The sequence below is a fragment of the Flavobacterium sp. genome (assembly GCF_041392085.1).
Classification (GTDB): Bacteria; Bacteroidota; Bacteroidia; order Flavobacteriales; family Flavobacteriaceae; genus Flavobacterium.
In genome coordinates this window covers 1-25,865 of the sequence record NZ_JAWKMW010000007.1, presented here as the reverse complement: position 1 = coordinate 25,865, position 25,865 = coordinate 1, and the positions used below count along the sequence as shown (strand labels likewise).

General features: G+C 36.0%; 19 protein-coding genes and 1 pseudogene. 12 read left to right on the top strand and 8 right to left on the bottom strand.

Features of this window, described 5'->3' with window-relative positions; genetic code table 11:
* Window positions 1–99 precede the first annotated feature (99 nt).
* The 6 genes from R2782_RS06445 (at window position 100) to R2782_RS06420 (ending at window position 5,337) form a co-directional block, all read left to right on the top strand.
* Complete coding sequence (locus R2782_RS06445) at window positions 100–1,023, top strand: ABC transporter ATP-binding protein (protein ID WP_371267267.1); 924 nt, start codon at window positions 100–102, stop codon at window positions 1,021–1,023.
* Window positions 1,023–2,330 carry an ABC transporter permease gene (locus tag R2782_RS06440; protein ID WP_371267266.1) on the top strand — a complete coding sequence of 436 codons (1,308 nt, stop codon included), beginning with the start codon at window positions 1,023–1,025 and terminating at the stop codon, window positions 2,328–2,330. Before R2782_RS06445 ends, R2782_RS06440 begins: the two co-directional genes overlap by 1 nt.
* Before the next feature lies 1 nt (window position 2,331).
* Complete coding sequence (locus R2782_RS06435) at window positions 2,332–3,177, top strand: mechanosensitive ion channel family protein (RefSeq protein ID WP_371267265.1); 846 nt, start codon at window positions 2,332–2,334, stop codon at window positions 3,175–3,177.
* Between the two features lie 8 nt (window positions 3,178–3,185).
* Window positions 3,186–4,349, top strand: a complete 1,164-nt coding sequence (locus R2782_RS06430) for a sigma-54-dependent transcriptional regulator (RefSeq protein WP_371267264.1) — start codon at window positions 3,186–3,188, stop codon at window positions 4,347–4,349.
* A gap of 74 nt (window positions 4,350–4,423) precedes the next feature.
* Window positions 4,424–5,035: a DEAD/DEAH box helicase gene (locus R2782_RS06425; RefSeq protein WP_371267263.1), complete on the top strand. Its 612-nt coding sequence runs from the start codon at window positions 4,424–4,426 to the stop codon at window positions 5,033–5,035.
* Between the two features lie 83 nt (window positions 5,036–5,118).
* Entirely contained in the window at window positions 5,119–5,337 is a 219-nt protein-coding gene (locus tag R2782_RS06420; RefSeq protein WP_371267262.1) for a putative signal transducing protein, read from the top strand.
* Window positions 5,338–5,344: 7 nt separating this feature from the next.
* On the opposite strand, the gene R2782_RS06415 is transcribed toward R2782_RS06420, so the two are convergent.
* The gene (locus tag R2782_RS06415; protein ID WP_371267261.1) at window positions 5,345–6,568 is read right to left on the bottom strand and encodes an MFS transporter; all 1,224 of its coding nucleotides are present in this window, start codon (window positions 6,566–6,568) and stop codon (window positions 5,345–5,347) included.
* Between the two features lie 216 nt (window positions 6,569–6,784).
* Here R2782_RS06415 and R2782_RS06410 point away from each other — a divergent pair, with 216 nt between their 5' ends.
* A complete protein-coding gene (locus tag R2782_RS06410) occupies window positions 6,785–8,419 on the top strand; it encodes an ABC-F family ATP-binding cassette domain-containing protein (RefSeq protein WP_371267260.1) in 1,635 nt (544 codons plus the stop codon).
* 77 nt (window positions 8,420–8,496) lie between these two features.
* Here R2782_RS06410 and R2782_RS06405 read toward each other — a convergent pair whose 3' ends face one another.
* Genes R2782_RS06405 through R2782_RS06395 form a run of 3 tightly spaced genes read right to left on the bottom strand, consistent with a single transcriptional unit; the run spans window position 8,497 to window position 13,281 of the window.
* A complete protein-coding gene (locus R2782_RS06405; protein WP_371267259.1) occupies window positions 8,497–10,437 on the bottom strand; it encodes an OmpA family protein in 1,941 nt (646 codons plus the stop codon).
* Between the two features lie 13 nt (window positions 10,438–10,450).
* Window positions 10,451–11,362: a type IX secretion system membrane protein PorP/SprF gene (locus R2782_RS06400; RefSeq protein WP_371267258.1), complete on the bottom strand. Its 912-nt coding sequence runs from the start codon at window positions 11,360–11,362 to the stop codon at window positions 10,451–10,453.
* A 53-nt stretch (window positions 11,363–11,415) separates the two neighbouring features.
* Window positions 11,416–13,281 carry a gliding motility-associated C-terminal domain-containing protein gene (locus R2782_RS06395; RefSeq protein WP_371267257.1) on the bottom strand — a complete coding sequence of 622 codons (1,866 nt, stop codon included), beginning with the start codon at window positions 13,279–13,281 and terminating at the stop codon, window positions 11,416–11,418.
* Window positions 13,282–13,285: 4 nt separating this feature from the next.
* Here R2782_RS06395 and R2782_RS06390 point away from each other — a divergent pair, with 4 nt between their 5' ends.
* Window positions 13,286–13,447 (top strand): hypothetical protein, encoded by a 162-nt coding sequence (locus R2782_RS06390; protein WP_371267256.1) that lies wholly within the window; start codon window positions 13,286–13,288, stop codon window positions 13,445–13,447.
* A gap of 2,207 nt (window positions 13,448–15,654) precedes the next feature.
* Complete coding sequence (locus R2782_RS06385; protein WP_371267255.1) at window positions 15,655–15,888, top strand: hypothetical protein; 234 nt, start codon at window positions 15,655–15,657, stop codon at window positions 15,886–15,888.
* A 616-nt stretch (window positions 15,889–16,504) separates the two neighbouring features.
* Here the strand turns inward: R2782_RS06385 and R2782_RS06380 are convergent.
* The 3 genes from R2782_RS06380 to R2782_RS06370 all read right to left on the bottom strand — a co-directional run bounded on the left by R2782_RS06380 (window position 16,505) and on the right by R2782_RS06370 (window position 21,514).
* The gene (locus tag R2782_RS06380; RefSeq protein WP_371267254.1) at window positions 16,505–16,636 is read right to left on the bottom strand and encodes a hypothetical protein; all 132 of its coding nucleotides are present in this window, start codon (window positions 16,634–16,636) and stop codon (window positions 16,505–16,507) included.
* Window positions 16,637–17,244: 608 nt separating this feature from the next.
* Window positions 17,245–20,946, bottom strand: coding sequence for a hypothetical protein (locus tag R2782_RS06375; RefSeq protein ID WP_371267253.1), 3,702 nt, complete (start codon window positions 20,944–20,946; stop codon window positions 17,245–17,247).
* 49 nt (window positions 20,947–20,995) lie between these two features.
* Window positions 20,996–21,514 (bottom strand): hypothetical protein, encoded by a 519-nt coding sequence (locus tag R2782_RS06370; RefSeq protein ID WP_371267252.1) that lies wholly within the window; start codon window positions 21,512–21,514, stop codon window positions 20,996–20,998.
* 614 nt (window positions 21,515–22,128) lie between these two features.
* Between R2782_RS06370 and R2782_RS06365 the strand changes: the two genes are divergently transcribed.
* The 3 genes from R2782_RS06365 to R2782_RS06355 are packed head-to-tail and all read left to right on the top strand — an operon-like array spanning window position 22,129 to window position 25,649.
* The gene (locus R2782_RS06365; protein ID WP_371267251.1) at window positions 22,129–22,620 is read left to right on the top strand and encodes a histidine phosphatase family protein; all 492 of its coding nucleotides are present in this window, start codon (window positions 22,129–22,131) and stop codon (window positions 22,618–22,620) included.
* Window positions 22,613–24,736, top strand: a complete 2,124-nt coding sequence (gene ppk1 / locus R2782_RS06360) for a polyphosphate kinase 1 (RefSeq protein WP_371267250.1) — start codon at window positions 22,613–22,615, stop codon at window positions 24,734–24,736. The genes R2782_RS06365 and ppk1 overlap by 8 nt, the downstream gene beginning before the upstream one ends.
* Window positions 24,737–24,758: 22 nt before the next feature.
* On the top strand, window positions 24,759–25,649 hold the full coding sequence (locus tag R2782_RS06355) for a Ppx/GppA phosphatase family protein (protein ID WP_371267249.1): 891 nt from the start codon (window positions 24,759–24,761) through the stop codon (window positions 25,647–25,649).
* Here R2782_RS06355 and R2782_RS06350 read toward each other — a convergent pair.
* A pseudogene (locus tag R2782_RS06350) lies at window positions 25,646–25,865 on the bottom strand (DNA polymerase III subunit gamma/tau); the annotation flags it as partial. The gene R2782_RS06355 and the pseudogene R2782_RS06350 sit on opposite strands and share 4 nt — an antisense overlap.

The window sequence follows — 25,865 nt, the reverse complement described above, 5'->3', positions numbered from 1 at the left end:
CGGGGGCACGCCCAAACAAAAAAAAATGTACTTAATTTAGGCGGTTCTATTTCGGTTTTGGCTGTTATTTCTTATATTTACCAAAACTCGAAAATTAGTATGAGCAACATCTTAGAAGTTAGGAATGTAGTGAAAACATATGGCGATTATACGGCCTTAAACAACGTTTCGCTTTCGGTTCCTAAGGGAAGTATTTATGGACTTTTGGGTCCGAATGGTGCCGGAAAAACGTCTTTAATTAGAATCATTAATCAAATTACCATGCCCGATAGTGGCGAGGTGTTTTTGGATGGTGAAAAACTAAACCCGAAACACATTCAACACATTGGTTACTTGCCCGAAGAACGCGGTTTATATAAATCGATGAAAGTAGGCGAGCAGTGTTTGTATCTCGCTCAGTTAAAAGGTTTGTCGAAACAAGAAGCCAAAAAACAATTGGATTTTTGGTTTGAAAAACTCGGTATTCAAGGTTGGTGGAACAAGAAAATTGAAGAACTTTCCAAAGGAATGGCTCAAAAAGTGCAGTTTGTGGTCACGGTTTTGCACAAACCCAAATTGCTGATTTTTGACGAGCCGTTTTCAGGATTTGATCCGGTGAATGCAAACATCATTAAGGACGAAATTCTGGAGTTGAAAAAACAAGGTTCTACCATTATTTTTTCGACGCATCGAATGGAAAGTGTGGAAGAATTGTGTGATGATATTGCCCTGATTCACAAATCCAATAAATTGATTGAAGGCAAATTGACCGATGTAAAACGCGAGTTTAGAACACACCAATTTGAAGTAGGCATTTTAACCGCCAACGTAGAAGGTTTAATGTATGATTTGACGCAAAAATTCACGGTGAATCCGGCTGAGTTTAAATCGCTCAATGACGATTTGAAATTAGAAATCGGTTTAGGTACTGCCAATCCGAATGAATTGTTGAGTATATTAACGCAACGCGGACAAGTGACGCATTTTGTGGAGAAAATTCCAACGGCCAATGAAATTTTTATTAAAACAGTAAGTCAAAACTAATGAGTATTTTAAGCTTAATAATTAAGAGAGAATTTATTGCCAAGGTTCGCAACAAATCGTTTATAGTGATGACGTTTTTGAGTCCGCTATTGTTTGTAGGAATTGCTGTTTTTGTTGGTTTTTTGGCTTCGATGAAAGCCGATTTAAAACGCATTGCCATTCACGACGAAGGCGGCAATTTTGTGAAAGAATTTGTCAACGATGAAGAATATGCTTACTATGATTTGTCTAAAATCGATTTGCAATTGCTGAAAGACAGTGTGCTGGGTGAAAGTTATGAAGGATTGATTTACATCCCGAAAACGGATAGTTTATCAACAGTGCAAAATCAAGTACAGTATATTTCGAATGATAGTCCGTCGATGGATTATATTTTTGACATAGAAGATGTGATAGAGAAAAAAATAACGCAATTCAATTATGAAAAATTAGCCATTGATACGGCTCGAATTAATTTAGCAAAAGCTAAGGTTGACATTGTCTTGAAGAAAGCTTCAGGAGAGGAAACCGTGAAAGGGTTAAATGAAATTAAGCTAGTTTTAGGAGGTGTTTTTGGTTATTTAATCATGATGTTCATCATAATTTACGGCAATTTTGTCATGCGAAGTGTCATTGAAGAAAAGACAAATCGCATTATTGAAATTATTATTTCTTCCGTAAAACCGTTCCAATTGATGATGGGGAAAATCATAGGGAATTCAATGGCGGGCATCTTACAATTTTTGATTTGGACGGTGTTGGGATTGGTATTATTCTTTATTTTTTCTACGGTTTTTGGTCTGCAAATGGGAGCCGCTACGCCGGTCTCCGGAGAAGTTGTTGCGACCGCCAATCCGACCGGTTTGATGGCAAAATTGCCTTTGTATATTGAAGAGTTGAAGAGTTTGCCATTAGTTACTTTGTTGGTCTCATTTGTGATTTATTTTGCCGGAGGTTTCTTTTTATACAGTTCTTTTTATGCCGCTATTGGTGCGGCTGTAGATAACGAAACCGACTCGCAACAGTTTTTGTTACCGATAATTTTACCCTTAATTTTAGGAGTTTATATTGGATTTTTTACCGTATTGAATGATCCGCACGGAACGGTGGCAACGGTGTTTTCAATCGTACCACTCACATCACCGATTGTAATGTTAATGCGAATACCATTTGGTGTGCCGCTATGGCAATTGCTTTTATCTATGGTTTTACTTTTTGCAACTTTTATAGCTGTAGTTTGGTTTGCAGCGAAAATTTACCGTGTGGGTATTTTGATGTATGGAAAAAAACCTTCTTGGAAAGAATTGTATAAATGGATGAAGTATTAGTATGGAAATTATTCAAGATATTATAGAGGTTTTTAAGTTAAGTTTAATAAAAACTAAAGATGTTAATTTAACTGTAGGGGCGGTTGTGGCACTTGTTGTTGCTTTTGTGGTAACAAGTTTTGTGCTCAAAATGGTTCGAAAAATTATTACTCGAAAACTACCCCTTGAAGATAAAAATAAATTCATCAGTATTTTTCAGTTCATACAATACTTGGTGTATTTATTTGTGATTATGTTTACCTTAAATGCTTCAGGAGTCAATATTAGTGTATTGCTTACCGCTTCTGCAGCTATATTTTTAGGATTAGGGTTTGCGTTGCAGCAATTGTTTCAGGATTTAATTTCGGGTATTTTAATTATTTTAGACCAGTCACTCCACGTTGGCGATATCATTGAAATTGATGACAAAGTGTGTCGTGTTGAAAAAATAAGCTTACGTTCTACAAAAGCTATAACACGAAACCAACGCGTTATGGTAATTCCCAACCATAAGTTTTTAAGCGATATTTTGTTTAACTGGACACAAAACAGCACAGTAATTCGTGAAAGCGTCACTGTTGGTGTAGCGTATGGTTCAGATACAGCATTGGTAAAAGAAGTTTTGATTCAATGTGCAAAAAAAAGTAACAGTATATTAAAAACATACGAACCTATTGTTATGTTTGAAAATTTTGGTGATTCTTCCTTGGATTTTATACTTTACTTTTTTGTGGATGATGCATTTGCGTCTCCCAATGTTAAAAGTGACTTGCGTTTCGAGATTGATAAACAATTTAGAGCGAACAATATTTCGATTCCATTCCCTCAAAGAGATGTACATTTGATTAGTAAAACGAATATTGAATAAAAAAAAGTATGCCAAAAATATTAATTATTGAAGACGAAGCAGCCATTCGAAGAGTATTGTCTAAAATCCTTTCGGAGGAAAGTGATACCTATCAGGTTGAAGAAGCCGAAGACGGACTTTCCGGAATAGAAAAAATAAAAAATGAAGACTACGATTTAGTGCTTTGCGACATCAAAATGCCCAAAATGGATGGTGTAGAAGTACTTGAAGCGGTTAAAAAAATAAAACCTGAGATACCAATGGTCATGATTTCCGGTCATGGTGATTTGGAAACAGCCGTGAATACAATGCGATTGGGTGCGTTTGATTACATCTCAAAACCACCTGATTTGAACCGGTTATTAAACACAGTTCGCAACGCCTTAGACCGAAAACAATTGGTGGTTGAAAATAAAATTCTGAAGAAAAAAATCAGTAAAAATTATGAAATGATTGGGCAATCGGAGCCTATTAATCAAATCAAAGAAATGATTGAAAAAGTTGCTCCAACCGATGCTCGTGTACTCATTACAGGGCCTAACGGTACCGGTAAAGAATTAGTAGCTCATCAATTGCATGAAAAAAGTGAGCGGTCAACTTTTCCGATTGTTGAGGTAAACTGTGCGGCTATTCCTTCTGAATTGATTGAAAGTGAATTGTTTGGCCATGTAAAAGGAGCGTTTACATCTGCTGTAAAAGACCGAGCCGGAAAATTTGAAGCAGCTGATGGCGGAACCATTTTTTTGGATGAAATTGGTGATATGAGTTTAGCAGCTCAAGCTAAAGTTTTACGAGCTTTACAGGAAAATTTAGTGCAACGGGTTGGTGCCGATAAAGATATTAAAGTGAATGTTCGGGTGATTGCCGCCACTAATAAAGATTTGAAAAAAGAAATTGCAGAAGGCCGTTTTCGAGAAGATTTGTACCATCGGTTGGCGGTTATATTAATCAAGGTTCCAGCTTTGAATGACAGACGAGATGACATTCCATTGTTAATTGAACATTTTGCGGCTAAGATTGCAGAAGAACAAGGCAATAGTGCCAAAAATTTTTCTGTGAATGCCGTTAAGTTATTACAAGAGTATGATTGGACAGGAAATATAAGGGAACTTCGCAATGTGATCGAACGTTTGATTATTCTTGGTGGAAGTGAAATTTCTGAAAATGACGTGAAGCTTTTTGCAAGTAAATAGAAAGATTGAATAGTGAATAGTAATTAGTGATTAGATGCTAATTACTATTCACTATTCACTAATCACTAAAAAATATGCAACTAAAAAAAATAAACGCCAATCTCCAAAAAGCATTGATTGAAAATGGTTTGGCTGAAGCGAATGAAATGCAGTCGGAAACTTTTGCTATGCTCAAAAGTGGAGTAGATGCTGTTATTCAATCACCAAATGGGAGTGGTAAATCGACAACTATTGTTCTAAATGTGATTCAACGTTTAGAAAAACCTATAGGTGAAAGTACACGAGCATTAATCCTGGTTGAAAATAAAGAAAAAGTAATTGAAATGGTTGAACTTTTTCAAAGACTCGGACACTATACCAATTTGCGAGTGATTGGTGTTCATGAAAAAGGAGATATCGATTACGATAAAAACCAGATTTCTCTTGGAATGGATGTATTAATTGGCACACCAAGTAAAGTAAACGATTTGTTTTCTTCCGCCGGTTTTAACGTGAATACTGTTAAAATGTTTGCGATTGATGATGCAGAAATACTTTTTAAAGGCAGAATGGATGCAATCGTTCTTCGTTTGTCATTAAGTGTAGAAAAAACACAATATATCTTCATGTGTTCAAAATTAACAGATAAAGTAGAAACAGTTGCTGATAAAATAATGATAGAACCTGTCTTCTTTGAATCGGAATAGGTTATGTTGTCTTTAGTCTGACATTTGTTAATATATAACATAAAAAACTAATTACTATTTACTAACGACTAATTACTAATAGTATGGGCATGATGAAAATATTTTCCGGAAGTGAAATTTTGGCTTCCGCTTTGAGAAAGAAAATAGAAGAAGTTGGAGTAGAAGTACTTCAAAAAGACAACATTCAATCCGCTCGTTTGGGTGGTTTTGGTAATTTAGATTTGGCCGTAGAATTATTTATTGACGAACGCTATTATGCCAAAGTAGCTCCGGTGATAGAAAAATTTAGAATGAGTATTTAAGACTAAATTATCTGAAAATCTTCAAAGAGTAAGCTAAAAACGAAATAAATATGCCAAAAATACCAATAAAAGCAAAAGAAAAACGCAAGTTGGTTAATTCTGCAATATGACCAATAACCGGTGGACCAAGTAAAAATCCTATAAAACTTATGCCGGTAACAATGGTTAAAGCTTCTCCGGTCGGAATATCAGTATTTCGACCAGTTGTACTGTAAATAATAGGAATTACATTTGAGACTCCAAACCCTACTAACATAAACGCTAATATACACGGAATCAAATATGGAAGAGCTACAGCAGTATATAAACCGGTAGATATTGTTATACCACTTGCTATTAATATTTTCCTGGCTCCAAATTTTCTTACCAGAATATCGCTCAAAAACCTTCCGGAAGCCATCGTAATCATAAAAGAAGTATAACCTAAAATCACTAAAGCTCCCGGTGCTTTAACAATATCTTTAAAATAAATACCGCTCCAATCAAACATAATGCCTTCACTAGCCATGCAGCAAAATCCGATTACACCCAACCAAATCAGATTTTTATCCGGAATTTGTAACTTAAATTTGGGTCCTGAAATTTCTTTTGCAACCGATTTTACTTTAACCAAATAACGATAATTAGCCAATATTAGTAATACTACCAAAAGAAAAATTAGTAAAAAATGTTGATGAGGAGTAAGTTCAAGTGCCATCATCCCAAATCCAACTAAAGCACCACAAAATCCTGCTAAACTCCACGAACCATGGAAAGAACCCATTATAGGTTTTCTGAAAACTTGTTCGGTATAAACTCCTTGTGTATTAATAGAAATGTTGCAAAAATTTCCACAAACTCCAAAAACATATAAAGCTAATGCCAATTGCCATGTTTCAGTAACTAATCCGATATTAGTTAAGCTAAAAGCATAAAAAGGTAATGCAAAAAGTAATACTTTTTTACTCCCGAAACGAGTTACAATTTTTCCAGAAAAAGGCATAGCGGTTAATTGCCCAACGGGTAGTGCAAAAAGAATGGTTCCTAACTCACCTTCACTTAGCTGCAATAAAGCTTTGATGTCTGGAATACGACTTGCCCAAGAGGCAAAACAAAAACCCATACCAAAATAGAAAAAACTCATAGACAGACGAATTCGGTTCAGATAAGATTTTTTCGCTTTTCGATAATTTTTTTTGTGTTTTTGAGGAGGAATAAGCTTTCCTAAAAAGCTGTAGTCAATTAAAGGCATACAAAATAATTATATGTTTGGGCAAAATTAAGTAAAAAATAAGGGATTAGTTTGACAAGTAAGTTCATTTGTGAACTTATTATCTACTTCGCAATTAGCATTGATAAAATTTATGAAATTCAAAATAAATATTCTTTGAAACAGTATTTTCAAACGTAAGGATGCAGCAATTCGATTATCTTTGCAACTTTTAAATTGTGAAATCGAATTAATAATATGATAACAGTAAATGATATCGCCGTTCATTTTGGAGGAACCACCTTGTTTAGTGAAGTTTCTTTTGCGATTAACGAGAATGATAAAATTGCCTTAATGGGAAAAAACGGAGCCGGAAAATCTACACTTTTGAAAATTATTGCAGGGGTAAGTAAACCTTCAACCGGAAACATATCGGCACCAAAAGAAGCCGTAATTGCTTATCTACCACAGCATTTGTTGACTAAAGATGATGCAACTGTAATGGAAGAAGCTTCTAAAGCTTTTGCAGCAGTTTTTGAAATGAAAGTAGAAATAGATACTATTAATGAGCAATTGACGATTCGAACTGACTATGAGAGTGATGACTATATGAAATTGATAGAGCGAGTTTCAGAATTGAGTGAGAAATTCTATTCTATTGAAGAAGTGAATTATGAAGCTGAGGTAGAAAAAGTATTAAAGGGTTTAGGCTTTGAAAGAGAAGATTTTACAAGACCCACTTCTGAATTTTCGGGTGGATGGCGAATGCGAATCGAATTGGCTAAAATATTATTGAAAAAACCGGATTTGATATTACTGGATGAGCCCACCAATCATATGGATATTGAAAGTATTCAATGGTTGGAAGAGTTTCTAATTAATTCGGCGAAAGCGGTAATTGTGATTTCGCACGACAGGGCTTTTGTAGATAACATTACCAATCGAACCATAGAAGTAACAATGGGTCGCATTTACGATTATAAAGCCAAGTATTCTCATTATTTAGAATTGCGAAAAGACAGGAGAGCACACCAATTGAAAGCCTACGAAGAGCAACAAAAAATGATTGCCGAAAACATGGAATTTATTGAGCGTTTTAAAGGAACCTATTCCAAAACTTTACAAGTGCAATCTCGGGTAAAAATGTTGGAAAAATTGGTTCCAGTAGAAATTGATGAAGTAGATAATTCAGCTTTGCGTCTAAAATTTCCACCTTCAGTACGTTCGGGTCAATATCCGGTTGTGGTGAAAGATTTACATAAATCTTATGGTGATAAAGTTATTTTTAAAGATGCCAATATTGTAATTGAAAGAGGGGAGAAGGTAGCTTTTGTTGGTAAAAATGGAGAAGGAAAGTCTACCATGATTAAAGCCATAATGAAGGAAATAGAAATAGATGGAGGTAGTGTTGTAATCGGTCACAATGCTCAAATTGGGTATTTTGCACAAAATCAAGCCTCTCTATTAGATGAAAATATGAGTATTTTTGAAACCATAGATACTATTGCAGTAGGCGATATTCGTACGCAAATCAAAAATATTTTGGGAGCTTTTATGTTCCAAGGCGATGATATCACTAAAAAAGTAAAAGTACTTTCGGGAGGTGAAAAAACGCGTTTAGCCATGATTAAATTGTTATTGGAGCCGGTTAATTTGTTGATATTAGATGAACCTTCTAACCACTTAGATATGAAAACCAAAGACATTATCAAAGAAGCTTTAAGAGATTTTGATGGTACTTTAATTTTGGTTTCTCACGATCGTGATTTTCTGGATGGTTTGGCAACTAAAGTATTTGAGTTTGGCAACAAACGTGTGAAAGAACATTTTGAAGACATCAAAGGATTTTTGGCGATGAAAAAAATGGAAAGTTTGCGAGAGATTGAGAAGTAATTTGTTTTCTTTTTTTATCAAATAAAAACATCCCGTTAAAACTAACGGGATGTTTTTGCAATGTAATTAACGAGTATTTATAAAGCAGTAATAATGAATTGGCTTCTTCTGTTTAATTGGTGCTCTTCTTCTGTACATTCCACACCATCTGCACATTTGTTTACCAATTGAGTTTCTCCGTAACCTTTAGCTGTTAATCTCTCCGGAGCAATTCCGTTTTTAATTAACCAATCACGTGTAGATTTCGCTCTTCGGTCTGATAAAACTTCATTGTAGCGATGTGTTTGACGACTGTCAGTATGCGAACGAATATCAATTGTCATTGTTGGATATTGATTCAATACATCTAAGATTTTAGCAATATCAATGGCTGCATCCGGTCTGATGTTCCATTTGTCTAAATCAAAATAGATTAAATTAATTCCAAAAACATCTGCTAAGTCACCACCAATCGGAATACTTTTAATTGCTTTTTCCAATTCAATCGGAAGTTCAGTCGTACCACTTTCTTTAGCAATGATAACAGGAACCTCTTTTGTAGTATATTCAGGTTGTTCTGCACGAACATAATATTTCTTTTCACATTCTACTTCGCCAAAGTCATAACGACCGTCAGGACCGGAAACAGTTTCTTTTAACTTGTTGAAGTTTTCATCAAACAAAGTCAGTTTTGTGTTAGGTAAAATGGCTCCGGTTTCTTCATCGGTTACTATTCCGGCCAATAATTGTTCACAATCAAATTGTAATTCTTTTGTCTCAAGGAATTTATAAATATCATCATTTCCTACTCCATTTGGTCGGTTCGAAGATAAGAATCCCCTTTTATTGGCTTTATTAATAATCAATGCAAAATCATCATAAGGACTATTAGCCGGTTCTCCGATATTATGCACTTGTGTAAAAGTACCGTCCTTTTCTAATTTAGAAACAAAAATATCTAAACCACCTAAGCCTGGATGTCCATCTGAAGCAAAATACAATTCATTATCTGAAGTGATAAATGGAAATGTTTCACGACCTTCGGTGTTAATATCTCCTAAATTCACAGGAGTACCATACGAGTCCTCCGCTAAGATATCTACTTTGTATATATCTGAAAGGCCTTTTGTTCCGGGCATGTCAGAGGCAAAGTATAATGTTTTTTCGTCAGCACTAAGCGATGGGTGTGCTACCTGATAGCTGTCGCTGTTAAAAGGTAGTTCTTTAATGTCTGTCCATTTTTCATCCACTAAAGTAGCTTTGTAAATTTTTAATAAAGTTACTTTGTTGGCGTCTTTTCCTTTTTTACCGTCTAAATAATTGTTACGTGTAAAATAGACAGTTTTGCCGTCTTTCGTAAATGCGGGTGTAGATTCATGGTATCTGGTATTTAATTTTTTTCCGTATCTGTCTGTATTCGAAAGAGCACCTTCTGCACTCAAATCAGCACCATACAGATTAGAAAAGTACTGATCAGTCCAAGTGTGTTTTCTTTTGGAAAAGTTACCTGTGTCACGAGTTGAAGTAAAAACTACTTTATCCATGAAAAAGGCAGGGCCATAATCAGAATATTCAGAATTGACACCAGCATCTTCAATATCATACCGACCGGAATTCTTTTTGATAATTTCGCGGTAATCTTTCTGTTCTTTGGCTAAAATGCCACGTTTGTCATTGCCACTTTTCTCATTAAATTTTGCCATCATTTCATCGGCTTTAGAATAATTACCAATTGCTTTTAATGATTGGGCATAACGGAAATATATTTCGGCATCCACATCTTGAGACATTGCAAAAAGTTCACTGTACCATTTTTCAGCGTTAACTAAGTCAGCATTAAAATAGTATGCGTTTCCAATTTTTTGCAACATATCCGGATTTTTATATCCTTTTTCTGCGATTCGCTCATAGGTTTTAATCGCATCAATGTAGGCATATTTGTCATAGTTCTTGTCAGCTTTTCTTTCTCCGGCTTTTTGTGCAAATCCGTTTAGAGCTACAAAGCTGAAAAAGGCGATATATATAAATTTTATTTTCATGACTGTTGCTTTATTAGAAGAATCTAGGTGATACAATTTTACTGTGTTTTTTGAATAATTCAAAGCGTAAGAAAATCTCATGAGAGCCAGAATTGAATCTTCGTAAACGTGTTGTTTCATGATCATAACCATAACCGATGAATAATCCGTCTGTAATTTGGAAACCTGCCATTGCACTTACGGCAGCATCCCATCTCCATGCCGCTCCAAGCATAAACTTGTCATTGTATAGGAAATTGGCTGAGACATCCACTTGAAGTGGAGCACCTTCAACTGCTTTGGATAACAAGGCGGGCTTAAATTTTAAGTTATACGATAAATCAAAAACATAACCGGCAATAAGATAAAAGTTCATTCGCTCAGCATTAATAGCTACATCATTGTCACTGTATCTTTTTGTTTCAAAAAAGTTAGGTACAGAAAGACCAACATACATCTTATCTGAATGAAAATAAACTCCTGCACCTAAATTAGGTGTAAACTTATTATCTAAATTTTGGAACTGAGGATCACCTTGATCTTGAGGGTTTAATTTATTTACATCTAGATTAAACAAGTTTGCGGTTCCTTTTATACCAAATGATAGTTTGAAGGTTTCAGAAGTTTTAACAGTATACGATACATCTGCAGAAATTGCATTCTCGTTAGTAGGTCCTATTTTATCGTTAACAAACGAAAGTCCAACTCCTAGATTACTATTGTTTATCGGAGTGTTAATTGAGGCAGCATTGGTAACCGGAGCACCATCTAAACCAACCCATTGGGTGCGGTGTAACCCGAAAATACTCATTACTCCTCTTGATCCTGCGTAGGCTGGATTCACATTGATGGTGTTATACATGTATTGCGTATATTGAGCATCTTGTTGGGCAAGTGCTGCAAAAGCTGTAAACATCAAAGCGATTAATAAAAATTTTGTTCTCATTTTGTTTCTTTTTTTAGAAACCTGAGGGCGGGGTAACCCTCAGGAGTTTAATTTTATCTTGTTAGGTATAAATATCCGGATTTGTTTACAACATTTCCATCAACAGTAGTATAATTAATGATATAGAAGTAAGTTCCTGTAGGTAGTTCTGCATTTTTGTTTAAAGTTGCTCTACCTTCTGAGATGCCTTCAAATCTTCTATCATTGTTATTATAGTTTTCTACCTCGTACACTAACACGCCCCAACGGTTATAGATTTCTACAGTGTTGCTTGTATAACATTCAGTGTTTTCAATGTTTTCAATTGAGAAATACTGATTCAATGCGTCTCCATTTGGTGTGAAAGCGTTGTGAATTACAATCGCGTCACATGGGAATACCAAACAATCATCGTTTACATTCATTGTAACTTCATAGATTCTTGGACAATCACCTTCAGTAATTTCATACTGCAAGATATAATTTCCAATTGCAGAAACTGCACTCGGGTTAAAGATATTTCCGTTCAATGCTCCGGTATTATTTATATCAACCCAAACTCCTCCAGTTGTTCCGTCAGGAAGTAAAGTATCTAAATCTACAGTTGTTATATCACCAATACATGCTTCAGTATCAATTCTTGTTAAGCTGTTTTGAATAGAGACCTCAATTGTTTGGATAAAAGTAGATAAGTTCCCGCAGTTATCCGATACTTCCCAAATTCGCTCAATCGTGTAAGACGTTGATGTTTCATTAATTATGTTCTGAGTGAAAATTGGTTCATTAACAGTTGAACATGCATCGGAGAACGTTAACGTTGGAACTTCAGGAATCGCATCACAATTTACGGTTAAATTCTCTTCAAATTCTGAAGAAACAGGACCTGTTGTGTCTTGAACTACTATTATTTGAACGTGGGAAACATTATTTCCACAACTGTCCGAAGCAACCCAAGATCTTGTTATGATTGATTCACCTGCACACTCTCCTGGTTCAATTGTTTCAGTAAGCTCCACAGTAGCTGTACCGCAACTATCAGTTGCTGATAAAGTAACAGCCGCCGGTATTTCATTACATTCTACTGTAATGTCAGACGGTAATTCCTCAACAAAGACTGGTGCAATCGTATCTTGTACTGTTACAGTTTGCGTATGTGAAGTTGAATTTCCACATTCGTCCATTGCTACCCAAGTTCTCACCAATGTATAAGATCCTTCACAGATAACATTTTGTGTTTCAACACTAAATTCAACTGTAGCTGTTCCACAACTATCTGTGGCAGTTAAGGTTGCTGGTGCTGGAATATCATTACATTCTACTGTTACATCAGCAGGAAGTTCTTCTACAAAAGCAGGAGCAGTAGTATCTTGAACAGTGATTGTTTGTGTATGAGCAGTTTCATTACCACAAAGGTCAGTCGCCGTCCAAGTTCTGGTTACTACATATGTATTAGCACATTGTCCTTCTTGTGTAGCTTCAGTGAAGCTAACAGTAGCCTCACCACAGTTATCGGTAGCCGTAAGTGTAGCAGCTGTTGGTACAGCGTCACATTCTACTGTTACATCAGCAGGAAGTTCTTCTACAAAAGTAGGAGCAATAGTATCGTTTACAGTAATTGTTTGTGAAATTTCGACAGAGTTACTACATGCATCAGTGAAAGTCCAAGTTCTTGTAATCACAAGGGAGTTCGGGCAATTACCGGGAGTTGTAGTATCTACACCATTTACAGTTATTTCACCGGCACAATTATCTGTAGCAGTCAAAGAAATAGTAGCAGGTACTTCGTCGATACAAGAAACTGTTACTGCCTCAGGGGCCATAGGGGCTACCGGGTCAGTACTATCTTGAACAGTGAAAGTAGCTGAAGTAGTGGCTGTATTTCCACAAGCATCAGTAGCGGTGAAAATAACAGTTATAGCTGTAGAACAATCGTTCGACAAGGCATTGAAATCATTAGTCCAAGTTATATCAGAACAGTTGTCAGTAGCAGTGGCACCACCATTAGCAGCTAACCAATCTTCAACAGCACCTTGGTTACCTGAACCGTCACATTCTACAACAATACTAGCTGCATTAGAAGTGATTTCAGGAGCAGTAGTATCTTGAACAGTGATTGTTTGTGTATGAACAGTTTCATTACCACAAAGGTCAGTCGCCGTCCAAGTTCTGGTTACTACATAATTATTAGCACATTGTCCTTCTTGTGTAGCTTCAGTAAAGCTAACAGTAGCCTCACCACAGTTATCGGTAGCGGTAAGTGTAGCAGCTGTTGGTACAGCGTCACATTCTACTGTTACATCAGCAGGAAGTTCTTCTACAAAAGCAGGAGCAGTAGTATCTTGAACAGTGATTGTTTGTGTATGTGTAGTTTCATTACCACAAAGGTCAGTCGCCGTCCAAGTTCTGGTTACTACATAATTATTAGCACATTGTCCTTCTTGTGTAGCTTCAGTAAAGCTAACAGTAGCCTCACCACAGTTATCGGTAGCGGTAAGTGTAGCAGCTGTTGGTACAGCGTCACACTCTACTGTTACATCAGCAGGAAGTTCTTCTACAAAAGTTGGAGCAGTAGTATCTTGAACAGTGATTGTTTGTGTATGAGCAGTTTCATTACCACAAAGGTCAGTCGCCGTCCAAGTTCTGGTTACTACATAATTATTAGCACATTGTCCTTCTTGTGTAGCTTCAGTAAAGCTAACAGTAGCCTCACCACAGTTATCGGTAGCAGTAAGTGTAGCAGCTGTTGGTACAGCGTCACACTCTACTGTTACATCAGCAGGAAGTTCTTCTACAAAAGTTGGAGCAGTAGTATCTTGAACAGTGATTGTTTGTGTATGAGCAGTTTCATTACCACAAAGGTCAGTCGCCGTCCAAGTTCTGGTTACTACGTATGTATTAGCACATTGTCCTTCTTGAGTAGCTTCAGTAAAGCTAACAGTAGCCTCACCACAGTTATCGGTAGCCGTAAGTGTAGCGGCTGTTGGTACAGCGTCACATTCTACTGTTACATCAGCAGGAAGTTCTTCTACAAAAGTAGGAGCAATAGTATCTTACATTGTTTGTGTATGGTAGTTTCATTCCACAAGGTCGTCGTCAAGTTCTGTTATAATATGATTACACATTGTCCTCTTGTAGTTCAGAAAACATAGCTCACACAGTTATCGTAGCAGTAATTAGCGGTTTGACTACATCATGTACATCACTTAAATCTTCTACAAAAGAGGGCGTGTATCTTACGTATTGTTTGATAGCGTTTATTACCAAAAATCGCGTCCAAGTTCTAGTATGATGTTTCCATCCTTCTGTTTGTATAACATCATTAAAAGTTAGGGTGACATCACCACATGCATCTGTGGCAATAGTTGTTTACTGGTAATTGTTTGTGAAATTTCGACAGATTACTACATGCATCAGTGAAAGTCCAAGTTCTTGTAATCACAAGGAGTTCGGGCAATTACCGGGAGTTGTAGTATCTACACATTTACAGTTATTTCACCGGCACAATTATCTGTTAGCAGTCAAAGAAATAGTAGCAGGTACTTTTCAATTAAGAAACTGTTACTGCCTCAGGGGCCATAGGGGCTACGGTCGATACTATCTTGAACAGTGAAAGTAGCTGAAGTAGTGGCTGTATTTCCACAAGCATCAGTAGCGGTGAAAATAACAGTTATAGCTGTAGAACAATCGTTCGACAAGGCATTGAAATCATTAGTCCAAGTTATATCAGAACGTTAATCATGCTTATTGGCACCACCATTATGCTAACCAATCTTCAACAGCACCTTGGTTACCTGAACCGTCACAACAATACCATTGCATTAGAAGTGATTTCAGGAGCAGTAGTATCTTGAACAGTGATTGTTTGTGTATGTGTAGTTTCATTACCACAAAGTCGAGTCGCCGTCCAAGTTCTGGTTACTACATAATTATTAGCACATTGTCCTTCTTGTGTAGCTTCAGTAAAGCTAACAGTAGCCTCACCACAGTTATCGTAGCGGTAAGTGTAGCAGCTGTTGGTACAGCGTCACATTCTACTGTTACATCGGGAAGTTCTTCTACAAAAAGTTAGACAGTAGTATCTTGAACAGTGATTGTTTGTGTATGTGTAGTTTCATTACCACAAGGTCAGTCGCCGTCCAAGTTCTGGTTACTACAATTATTAGCACATTGTCCTTCTTGTGTAGCTTCAGTAAAGCTAACAGTAGCCTCACCAGTTATCGGTAGCGGTAAGTGTGCGCTGTTGGTACAGCGTCACTCTACTGTTATCAGTAGGAAGTTCTTCTACAAAAGCAGGAGCAGTAGTATCTTGAACAGTGATTGTTTGTGTATGTGTAGTTTCATTACCACAAAGGTCAGTCGCCGTCCAAGTTCTGGTTACTACATATGTATTAGCACATTGTCCTTCTTGTGTAGCTTCAGTAAAGCTAACAGTAGCCTCACCACAGTTATCGGTAGCAGTAAGTGTAGCAGCTGTTGGTACAGCGTCACACTCTACTGTTACATCAGCAGGAAGCTCTTCTACAAAAGCAGGAGCAGTAGTATCTTGAACAGTGATTGTTTGTGTATGAGCAGTTTCATTACCACAAAGGTCAGTCGCCGTCCAAGTTCTGGTTACTACATATGTATTAGCACATTGTCCTTCTTGTGTAGCTTCAGTGAAGCTAACAGTAGCCTCACCACAGTTATCGGTAGCCGTAAGTGTAGCGCTATTGGTACAGCGTCACATTCTACTGTTACATCAGCGGGAAGTTCTTCTGCAAAGTAGAGCTAGTATCGTTTACAGTAATTGTTTGTGAAATTTCGACAGGTTACTACATGCATCAGTAAAGTCCAAGTTCTTGTAATCACAAGGAGTTCGGGCAATTACCGGGGTTGTAGTATCTACACCATCTACAGTTATTTCACCGGCACAGTATCTGTAGCAGTCAAAAAATAGTAGCAGGTACTTCGTCGATACAAGAAACTGTTACTGCCTCAGACCATAGGGGCTACCGGGTCAGTACTATCTTGAACAGTGAAAGTAGCTGAAGTAGTGGCTGTATTTCCACAAGCATCAGTAGCGGTGAAAATAACAGTTATAGCGTAGAACAATCGTTCGACAAGGCATTGAAATCATTAGTCCAAGTTATATCAGAACAGTTGTCAGTAGCATTGGCACCACCATTAGACTAACCAATCTTCAACAGCACCTTGGTTACCTGAACCGTCACATTCTACAACAATACTAGCCGCATTAAGTGATTTCAGGAGCAGTAGTATCTTGAACAGTGATTGTTTGTGTATGAACAGTTTCATTACCACAAGGTCAGTCGCCGTCAAGTTCTGGTTACTACATAATTAGCACTTGTCCTTCTTGTGTAGCTTCAGTAAAGCTACGGTAGCCTCACCACAGTTATCGGTAGCGGTAAGTGTAGCGACTGTTGGTACAGCGTCAACTACTGTTACATCAGCGGAAGTTCTTCTACAAAGCAGGAGCAGTAGTATCTTGAACAGTGATTGTTTGTGTATGTGTAGTTTCATTACCACAAAGGTCGAGTCGCCGTCAAGTTCTGGTTACTACATAATTATTAGCACATTGTCCTTCTTGTGTAGCTTCAGTAAAGCTGTGGAGCCTCACCACAGTTATCGGTAGCGGTAAGTGTAGAAGCTGTTGGTACAGCGTCACCTCTACTGTTACATCAGCAGGAAGTTCTTCTACAAAGTTGGAGCAGTAGTATCTTGAACAGTGATTGTTTGTGTATGAGCAGTTTCTTACAAGGTCAGTCGCCGTCAAGTTCTGGTTACTACATAATTATAGCACATTGTCCTTCTTGTGTGCTTCAGTAAAGCTAACAGTAGCCTCACCACATCGGTAGCAGTAAGTGTAAGGCACTGTTGGTACAGCGTCACACTCTACTGTTACATCAACGAAGTTCTTCTACATTACAAGTTGGAGCAGTAGTATCTTGAACAGTGATTGTTTGTGTATGAGCAGTTTCATTACCACAAAGGTCAGTCGCCGTCCAAGTTCTGGTTACTACGTATGTATTAGCACATTGTCCTTCTTGAGTAGCTTCAGTAAAGCTAACAGTAGCCTCACCACAGTTATCGGTAGCCGTAAGTGTAGCAGCTGTTGGTACAGCGTCACATTCTACTGTTACATCAGCAGGAAGTTCTTCAACAAAAGTAGGAGCAATAGTATCGTTTACATTAAGAATTTGTGTATGCGTAGTTTCATTGCCACAAAGGTCAGTAGCTGTCCAAGTTCTTGTTATGATATATGCATTTACACATTGTCCCTCTTGAATAGATTCAGCGAAGCTAACAGTAGCTTCACTACAGTTATCCGTAGCCGTAAGAGTAACAGCAACAGGTATTTGACTACAATCAATTGTAACATCAAAATCATTAGGAAGTTCTTCTACAAAAGTAGGGGCTGTTGTATCAATTACGTTAATTGTTTGACTAGCTGTTGATATATTACCAGATAAATCAGTGGCTGTCCAAGTTCTAGTGATTGAATAGTTTCCATCACAATTACCATTTGTTATAACATCATTAAAAGTTAGGGTGACATCACCACATGCATCTGTGGCAATAGGTTGTGTAAACTCTGGAGTATTTGGACAATTTATTGTAGATTCTCCAGGCAGTAAACTAATTTCTGGTACAGTATTATCAACTACATTTACAGTTACCACAGCTGAACTACAATTGCTCGGGTTTATGATTTCACAAATAGTATATTCATAAGTATATTGGCCCGCTTGAATTCCTGAAGAGATACTAATATTACCTTCACCATCGATAGAGATGTTTGGATAATTTCCTGAATTAATTGTAAAATTGACATTACTGATGTTTGCTTGATCGTTATTCAAAGAATCATTTTGAAGAACATTGCCTATAATGCCATTTGTTAAACACTCAATAAAATTGTAATTGTCATTTTGGGCAATTATGGAAGCTTGACTCACCGTGATAGTAACAACAGCCGTATCACAGTTACCCGGATTTAAGTTTTCACAGATTTGGTACGTTAAGGTGTAAGTGCCTGCAGGAGTACCAGCGGCTACATCCACAGAACCATCAGGGTTAAGTGTAAGAGCACCTGTTGGATCAGGCGTAACTAAAGTTAAAGTTACATCAGCAGGGTTTACCGGATTACCGTTAAGTGTATCGTTATCAAAAACATTTACCACACCGTTTTGACCTGAAGCACCATTAACAGGTCCTGCATTGTCATCCACAGCATTGATAGGTTGACAAGCAGAAATTGTAAATTCAAAATAACATCCATCTGCATTAAATGGAACTGCAAAATAGGTAGCAGTGTTTCCGGCAGTAACAGGGAAATTTGTAATTGGATTTGCACCTGGTTGAACTGGATAAGCAGAGTAAAATAATGATCCCGGTGGGAATGCCGAAGCTAATTCGGTTGCAGTAACATTTGTTTCACCGTTACAATAGTAAAAGTTTTGAACCAAAGGAACATTTGAACAATTTTGAGCAACAAAGTTACCAGCAATAATATTGACAGTAATAGGTTGATAAATAGGTTCACCCTGACAACTTCCGGAGTTATTATATCCTAAAATTAGGGGTCTGTCTTTAAATGGGATTCCAGTCACAGCACCGGTTCCGTTGGTTAAACCATTCACCAGTATATTGTTAGAACAATTTGGATTAGAAAGAATAGCACAATTGTCAGTTGCTCTCAACTTGAATCTGAGAGAGGCCAACAAAGTTTGCGGATCTGCTGGCAGAGGTAATGTTCCAAAATCCCAAACTATTGAACCTGTAGCTCCTAGATTAGGATCGAAATAAAGGTTGTTAGGAGTTGGATTAGGAGTAAAAAATATTGAACTATTCAAACTTCCCGGAACAAACGTAGAAGTGAATGGAATAGGAATTACCAATCTGTAATTATTAACAGCTTCAGTTCCAAGGTTTTTAACATCAACACCAAATTCTACTTCTTGTCCGGGTTGTGCATTGTATGGACCACCTGTTGTTACAGGAACACCACCAATATTTTGTACAGTTAATAGACCTTCAATTTCAGGAATGTAGGCGTCAACAGACATTGTAATATTAAAAATTACAAAAGTATCTTGAGTTGTTCCATATCTGAAACGTGTAGATGTTTGGTTATTTGTAATGACACTATTGTTTGCATTAGGAATGTCAAACATACTGATATCCAAACCGGTATTATTTAATAGGTTAGGATTTCGTGTATTCCCTCCGGTAAAAATTGAAGAATTAAAAAAGTTATTCGTTCCATTTCCACCATGATTTAAAGTAACCCAGTTTGTATTTGGATGATTTCGAATTTGAAAATAATCACCACTAATAGCTCTGTCTCCTTCACCAGCCATCATACCTAGTTTCATATTTACCGGGCCTGCCTGAACAGTATTAAATCCTGAAACAGGAATTTCAAAATCAGCAGTGATACTACCGGCAACATAGGAATGACCATCAAACACAGTCACATCTCTCCATTTCATTTTATCATTTTCATAAACAACAACCATACCCCAACCGCCATAATAACCTGTACCGCCGCCATTTCCTTCAACCAAGGCAATATCGGCTACGTGATAAGCACCTAAGCCATTTGTTCTCACATAATCTGTAACTTCAATATATGCCGAATACATAAAACCATCACTGCTGTCCGGATAATAAATATCATCAGCTTGAGCAGTTAGCGTAGTGTACGATGCAGAATTAGGCCCTTTTATGGAAACTTTTCTTTTGTCAAAGGTTTTAGATTCTACTACAGTACCTATGATTGTGCCGGCAACATTGACATTAGCAAATGAAGAATTTTGAGTGTTTGTAGTACTTAAATTAGTAGCAGTATCTCTCACTAAACTATTTATAGTGAGATTTACAGTACCATCAACAATTACATAGGGTGTGTTAAAAGTAGCTGTACCAGTTGAACCTGAAGTTGTGTAACTAACAGGAACGTTTGTTGCTCCACCTCCATTAACAGATACAGTAACTCTATTTGCCCCTGTATTATTAGAAAATCTAAAGACATAAGTATTCCCTCCACTTGTAAAAGTATAGATTGGACTTCTGTTTGTATTGGAAGGGTTATCTCTACTAATGCTTAATGTGTAGCTTGTATTTTCAATTGCTTGGTTGTGACCAATGGTAGCATTTTGATTAATTATTTGAGTTCCACCAGGAACATTTCTAGTTACAGTAAAAACAGTTGGACTTGTAGCAGCGTCGGAAGCTCTACCTGTCCAGTATAATCCTGCGTAAACAATGTTTGAACACGCTGGGTTTGCACCATTCTCTGTCGAAAGATTTAATGTAGCTGACGATGAATTCCAAGTTGCAGGATCATTATCAATATCAATATAACGCATGTTATTGGCATTTGAACCATCATCTGCGTAATCTACAAGTGTCAAGTTTGAATTACCAATCATGGTAAAATCACCTTTTACATTGTAAATGGTCTTTTGAGGTGTGTAAACAGATGTCCTTTGTGTAAAAGGAACTCTCACCTGAGCATTCACATAAAACGAATTACCTAACAATACCAATAATAATAGTGTCAGATAATTTGATTTTAGGTTTAGTTTGAAATTTGAGTACATATTATTCATGTTATTTCTTTAACAAATTATTTTCTTAACAGTAAGACTGTTAGGATGGCTTTTCAACGGAATATAAAAGTGTATAATCAGCCTTGTTATTTTTAATCAAATTATTTAGCATGTCAATAGAACAATCAAAACTAACTTTGATAAGGATCGTTCTAACTGACGGGTAATTTGAAAACTGAGATAAATCAACGGGTACAGAAAGTTCTTCTTTTTTGTTGATTTTAACAGTTATAAGTTCTACTTGACTCATATCTACATTCAAATCTCTAAGTTTTGAAATAGATTGTGTGTCAACAAACAATACTTTTGCAGGTTTTCCGTAAGCATTTGCAGTACCATTGTTTACGTAGATTGCAGGGTGCAAATCTTTAATCAATGATTTTACAGAAATAGTTCTGCTAAGGCTTGTTGATTCTTTTTTTGGTTCTTTTTTTAAGAATTCATTTACTTCAATCAGTTTGAAATCCTGTGAAAAACCTAAGAAAGGAAGAACCAATAACAGCATTAAAAAAAATCCAAAAGAAGTTTTTGTTTGCTTTGTCGTAGCTTGATTTTCCATAATTTTAAATTTAAATTTCGAATTCATGATTTTTGACATTTTGAGTTAAGTTTTTTTCTCATAATAATTAATTAGTTGATTTGGGCTGATGAATTTTGATAGACTTTTACAATTTACCCATTTTATCGAAGGCTAAACTATATACAATATGATTTTTTTATTCATTTCTTCTGTAACTAACCAAAAAACTCGATAAGTAGCACTTAAAATGCTGTTTGTGGAGTTTTTTATCGGTGAATAACCTCTCATTTTTCTTTTATTTAATCCCTTTTTTACGTTAATTTATTCTTAAATTCTTGTCGAATGTATAAAGTTGTTTCCATAAAAAAAAATTTTTTATCGATAAAATGCATAAAAATACCGATAAAAGGAGTTAAAATGAAATAACTGTAGGATAATACGTTAAAAAATATTTATTAACAGGTCGTGTTAATAAGTTGATGTAGTCTTATTCAAATTAAAAACCAACTGAAAATTTAATAACATATTTCTAATTATTAGTTATTTATTTCACTTCAATGAATACCGATATATCAAAAAAAATATTTCTATTATGTTTTTTAAATAATTTGTATTAAATTGGATTAACTTTAGATGTACTAATCCTTTTAATTATGAAAAACTTAATTTTAATCAGACATGCAAAATCCAGTTGGGATGCTCCTGTACATGATAAAGAAAGAGTTCTCGCTCAACGAGGTGTACGCGATGCTCATTTGGTTGCCAATAACATTTCTAATTTTATACCGAAAACAAACTTAATTTGGAGTAGTACTGCAAAAAGAGCTTCAGAAACAGCTGTAATATTTGCTCAAATTCAAATGTGGCCATTAGAAAGTATTGTTTTCAAAGATGAGTTATATACTTTTGATTGCTCTAAACTTGAAAAAACAATAAAATTGTGTGATGATAGTTATGAAAATGTTATTCTTTTCGGACATAATGAGGCAATAACAGAATTTGTTAATAAATTTGGAGACGTTTTTATAGACAACGTACCCACTGCAGGATTTGTTTCACTTTCATTTGATACTGATAGTTGGTCTTTCATCCGTAAAGGCAAAATCAATAAAATACTTTTTCCAAGAGATATAAAAAATGATTAAAGCTATAGAATACCGATATGTTGACAGAGAGAAAAGTTGGTTGTGTTTTAATGCCAGAGTGCTTCAAGAAGCGGCTGACCCAACTGTTCCATTATTAGACAGGCTACGATTTTTAGGTATTTTTTCCAATAACTTAGATGAATTTTTTCGCGTTCGATTTGCTGCAATTCGAAGGTTATCACTAGCCGGTCAAACCGGCGAAAAGCTTTTAGGGGGCATTTCTGCTCAACAGTTACTGAAAGATATAACCGATATTGTTATTAAACAACAATCGGAAAGTTTGCGTATTCTTAATGTAATTGAGAAAGAATTAGAAAAAGAAGGTGTTTTTATTATCAATGAAAAAGAAATTTCAAAAGAACAGGAAAATTACATTCGTGATTTTTTTATTCAGAAAGTCAGTCCTGCTTTAGTAACAATCATTTTAAATGATTTATCAGAATTTCCTTTGCTAAGAGATACGTCTGGCTATTTAGCCATTAAACTTGTAATGAAAAATGAATCGGTTGAAAAAGCATCTTTTTTGGGATTTAAAAAAGCGAAAAAAGATATTCGATATGCTGTGATTGAAATTCCTAAAACAATTAACCGTTTTGTCGTGTTGCCTTCCAGTGGCGATAAACAGTTTATCATTTTATTGGATGATGTTATACGCTATAATTTACAGAGTATCTTTAATATTTTTGAATACGAAAGTATTACAGCTCACATGATTAAGATTACACGTGATGCTCAATTGGAAATAGATAGTGACATTAGTAAAAGTTTTGCAGAAAAAATTTCTGAAAGTGTAAGAGATAGACGTATTGGTGAACCTGTTCGGTTTGTTTACGATCAATCAATTGATAAAGATACATTAAAGTTTTTCTTGGAAAAAATGAATATTGATTCAACGGATAGTATTATTCCAGGCGGAAGATACCACAATCGTCGCGATTACATGGATTTTCCAAATTTAGGGAGATATGATTTATTGTATCAACCCAAAACTCCTTTACCGGTAGAAGGCTTAGGTCTTGATGGTAGTATCATCAAAAAAATCAGTGAAAAAGATTTTTTGGTCAACGCTCCATACCAATCATTCGCCTATTTAATAAAATTCTTGCGTGAAGCAGCTCTCGATCCAAAAGTTGTCAGCATCAAGATTACTTTATACCGTCTTGCCAAAAATTCTCAAATTATCAGTTCGCTCATCAATGCTGCCAAGAACGGAAAAAAAGTAACGGTTCAAATCGAACTACAAGCTCGTTTTGACGAAGCCAGTAATATTTCCTATGCCGAACAAATGCAAACCGAAGGAATCAACTTAATTTTTGGAGTGAAAGGGTTAAAAGTACATAGTAAAATTTGTGTTATTGACCGCTTGGAAGATAAGAAAATAAAACGGTACGGATTTATTTCTACCGGTAATTTCAATGAATCTACTGCCAAAGTTTACACAGATGTAACGTTGCTTACAAGTCATCAGCAAATTTTAAAAGATGCAGATAAAGTATTCGATTTCTTTGAAGTCAATTACCGTGTGCATCGTTACAAACATTTAGTTGTTTCCCCACATTATACCCGAAATAAAATGTATAAACTCATTGATAGAGAAATTATGCATGCTCTTTCAGGTAAAGAAACTTACATTAAATTAAAAATGAATAGTTTGTCAGATACCCGAATGATTGATAAGTTATATGACGCGAGTAGAGCAGGGGTTAAAATTCAATTGATTGTTCGTGGTATTTGTTGTTTGATTCCGGGCGTGAAAGGCATGAGCGAAAATATCGAAGCAATTAGTATTGTGGATAATTATTTGGAACATTCCCGAATTTTTATTTTTGGAAACCACGGTAAACCCGAAGTATTCATTTCTTCAGCCGATTTTATGACTAGAAACATCGACGCTCGCGTAGAAGTGACTTGTCCGATTTATGACGATAACATTAAATTAGAGCTCATCGAAAGTTTTGATGTGGGTTGGAAAGGAAATGTAAAAGCTCGTTTTCACTCAGAAAGACTAGATAATAAATACCGTGTGCGAGATGAAAATCACCGCGTTTTCAGAGCTCAGATTGAAACCTATAATTATTACCGAAACCAATTGGAAGTAATTACAGAAAAAATATAAACCCCAAATTAAAAAAGCATAAATGATTACAATAAAAAGATACGCTGCCATCGATATTGGTTCCAATGCCATGCGATTGTTGGTGTCTAATATCGTGGAACAAGAAGGAAAAGATGCACAGTTCAACAAAAGTTCTTTAGTACGAGTACCAATCCGTTTAGGTCAAGATGTATTTACAGTTGGTGAAATATCCGATGAAAACATCGAGCGAATGATTGATGCCATGAAAGCCTATAAATTGTTAATGAAAGTACACAAAGTAGAACAATACAAAGCTTGTGCAACTTCGGCCATGCGAGAAGCTGATAATAACAGCGATATTGTAGAATTAATTCTTCGTGAAGCAGATATAAAAATTGATATTATTGATGGCAAAAAAGAAGCCGCCATTATCGCATCTTCCGATTTAAAAGAATACATCGCTACCGATAAAACCTATTTGTATGTAGATGTAGGCGGTGGAAGCACCGAATTCTCCTTGTTCTCTAATGGAAAAATCATCGCTTCTAAATCTTTCAAAAACGGAACGGTGCGTATGTTGAATAACATGGTCAACGAAGTGGTTTGGGTGGAAATCGAAAAATGGATAAAATTAAATACAGAACCTTTTGAAGATGTCACGATGATTGGTTCTGGGGGAAACATCAACAAACTTTTCAAAATGACCGGAAAACAGCAAGATAAACCGCTTACTTATTTGGGTTTAAATGCTCAATTTGCTATGCTCAATAAAATGACTTATGACGAAAGAATATCCGAGTTAGGTTTGAATCCCGATCGTGCCGACGTAATCATTCCAGCTACAAAAATCTACCTAAATGCCATGAAGTGGAGTGGTGCTCGCCATTTATACGTTCCTAAAATTGGACTTTCGGATGGAATTGTGAAGGCGATGTATTACGGGAGGATCTAAACATCCAAATCAAACGTTTTTCGCAACAACTCTAAATTCGGATTAATTTCATTCAACCGATTAAATTTATCCTGCGGTGTAAAAGCCCGTTTGTTCTCCATTTTCTCATTTACAACCAACTCAATTTCAATATCGTGGTTATGAAGCATACCACGTAAATACCCTAATAATTCATTTTTTGTTCGTTCAAATTCCAATCGCGTTCCTTCGTTAGGC

Bases quoted from the DNA above. Each gene is read 5' to 3' on its own strand.
- R2782_RS06445 (WP_371267267.1), top strand. From the start codon at position 100: ATGAGCAACATCTTAGAAGTTAGGAATGTAGTGAAAACATATGGCGAT.
- R2782_RS06440 (WP_371267266.1), top strand. From the start codon at position 1,023: ATGAGTATTTTAAGCTTAATAATTAAGAGAGAATTTATTGCCAAGGTT.
- R2782_RS06435 (WP_371267265.1), top strand. From the start codon at position 2,332: ATGGAAATTATTCAAGATATTATAGAGGTTTTTAAGTTAAGTTTAATA.
- R2782_RS06430 (WP_371267264.1), top strand. From the start codon at position 3,186: ATGCCAAAAATATTAATTATTGAAGACGAAGCAGCCATTCGAAGAGTA.
- R2782_RS06425 (WP_371267263.1), top strand. From the start codon at position 4,424: ATGCAACTAAAAAAAATAAACGCCAATCTCCAAAAAGCATTGATTGAA.
- R2782_RS06420 (WP_371267262.1), top strand. From the start codon at position 5,119: ATGGGCATGATGAAAATATTTTCCGGAAGTGAAATTTTGGCTTCCGCT.
- R2782_RS06415 (WP_371267261.1), bottom strand. From the start codon at position 6,568: ATGCCTTTAATTGACTACAGCTTTTTAGGAAAGCTTATTCCTCCTCAA.
- R2782_RS06410 (WP_371267260.1), top strand. From the start codon at position 6,785: ATGATAACAGTAAATGATATCGCCGTTCATTTTGGAGGAACCACCTTG.
- R2782_RS06405 (WP_371267259.1), bottom strand. From the start codon at position 10,437: ATGAAAATAAAATTTATATATATCGCCTTTTTCAGCTTTGTAGCTCTA.
- R2782_RS06400 (WP_371267258.1), bottom strand. From the start codon at position 11,362: ATGAGAACAAAATTTTTATTAATCGCTTTGATGTTTACAGCTTTTGCA.
- R2782_RS06380 (WP_371267254.1), bottom strand. From the start codon at position 16,636: ATGAAACTGTTCATACACAAACAATCACTGTTCAAGATACTACTGCTC.
- R2782_RS06375 (WP_371267253.1), bottom strand. From the start codon at position 20,946: ATGTACTCAAATTTCAAACTAAACCTAAAATCAAATTATCTGACACTA.
- R2782_RS06370 (WP_371267252.1), bottom strand. From the start codon at position 21,514: ATGGAAAATCAAGCTACGACAAAGCAAACAAAAACTTCTTTTGGATTT.
- R2782_RS06365 (WP_371267251.1), top strand. From the start codon at position 22,129: ATGAAAAACTTAATTTTAATCAGACATGCAAAATCCAGTTGGGATGCT.
- ppk1 (WP_371267250.1), top strand. From the start codon at position 22,613: ATGATTAAAGCTATAGAATACCGATATGTTGACAGAGAGAAAAGTTGG.
- R2782_RS06355 (WP_371267249.1), top strand. From the start codon at position 24,759: ATGATTACAATAAAAAGATACGCTGCCATCGATATTGGTTCCAATGCC.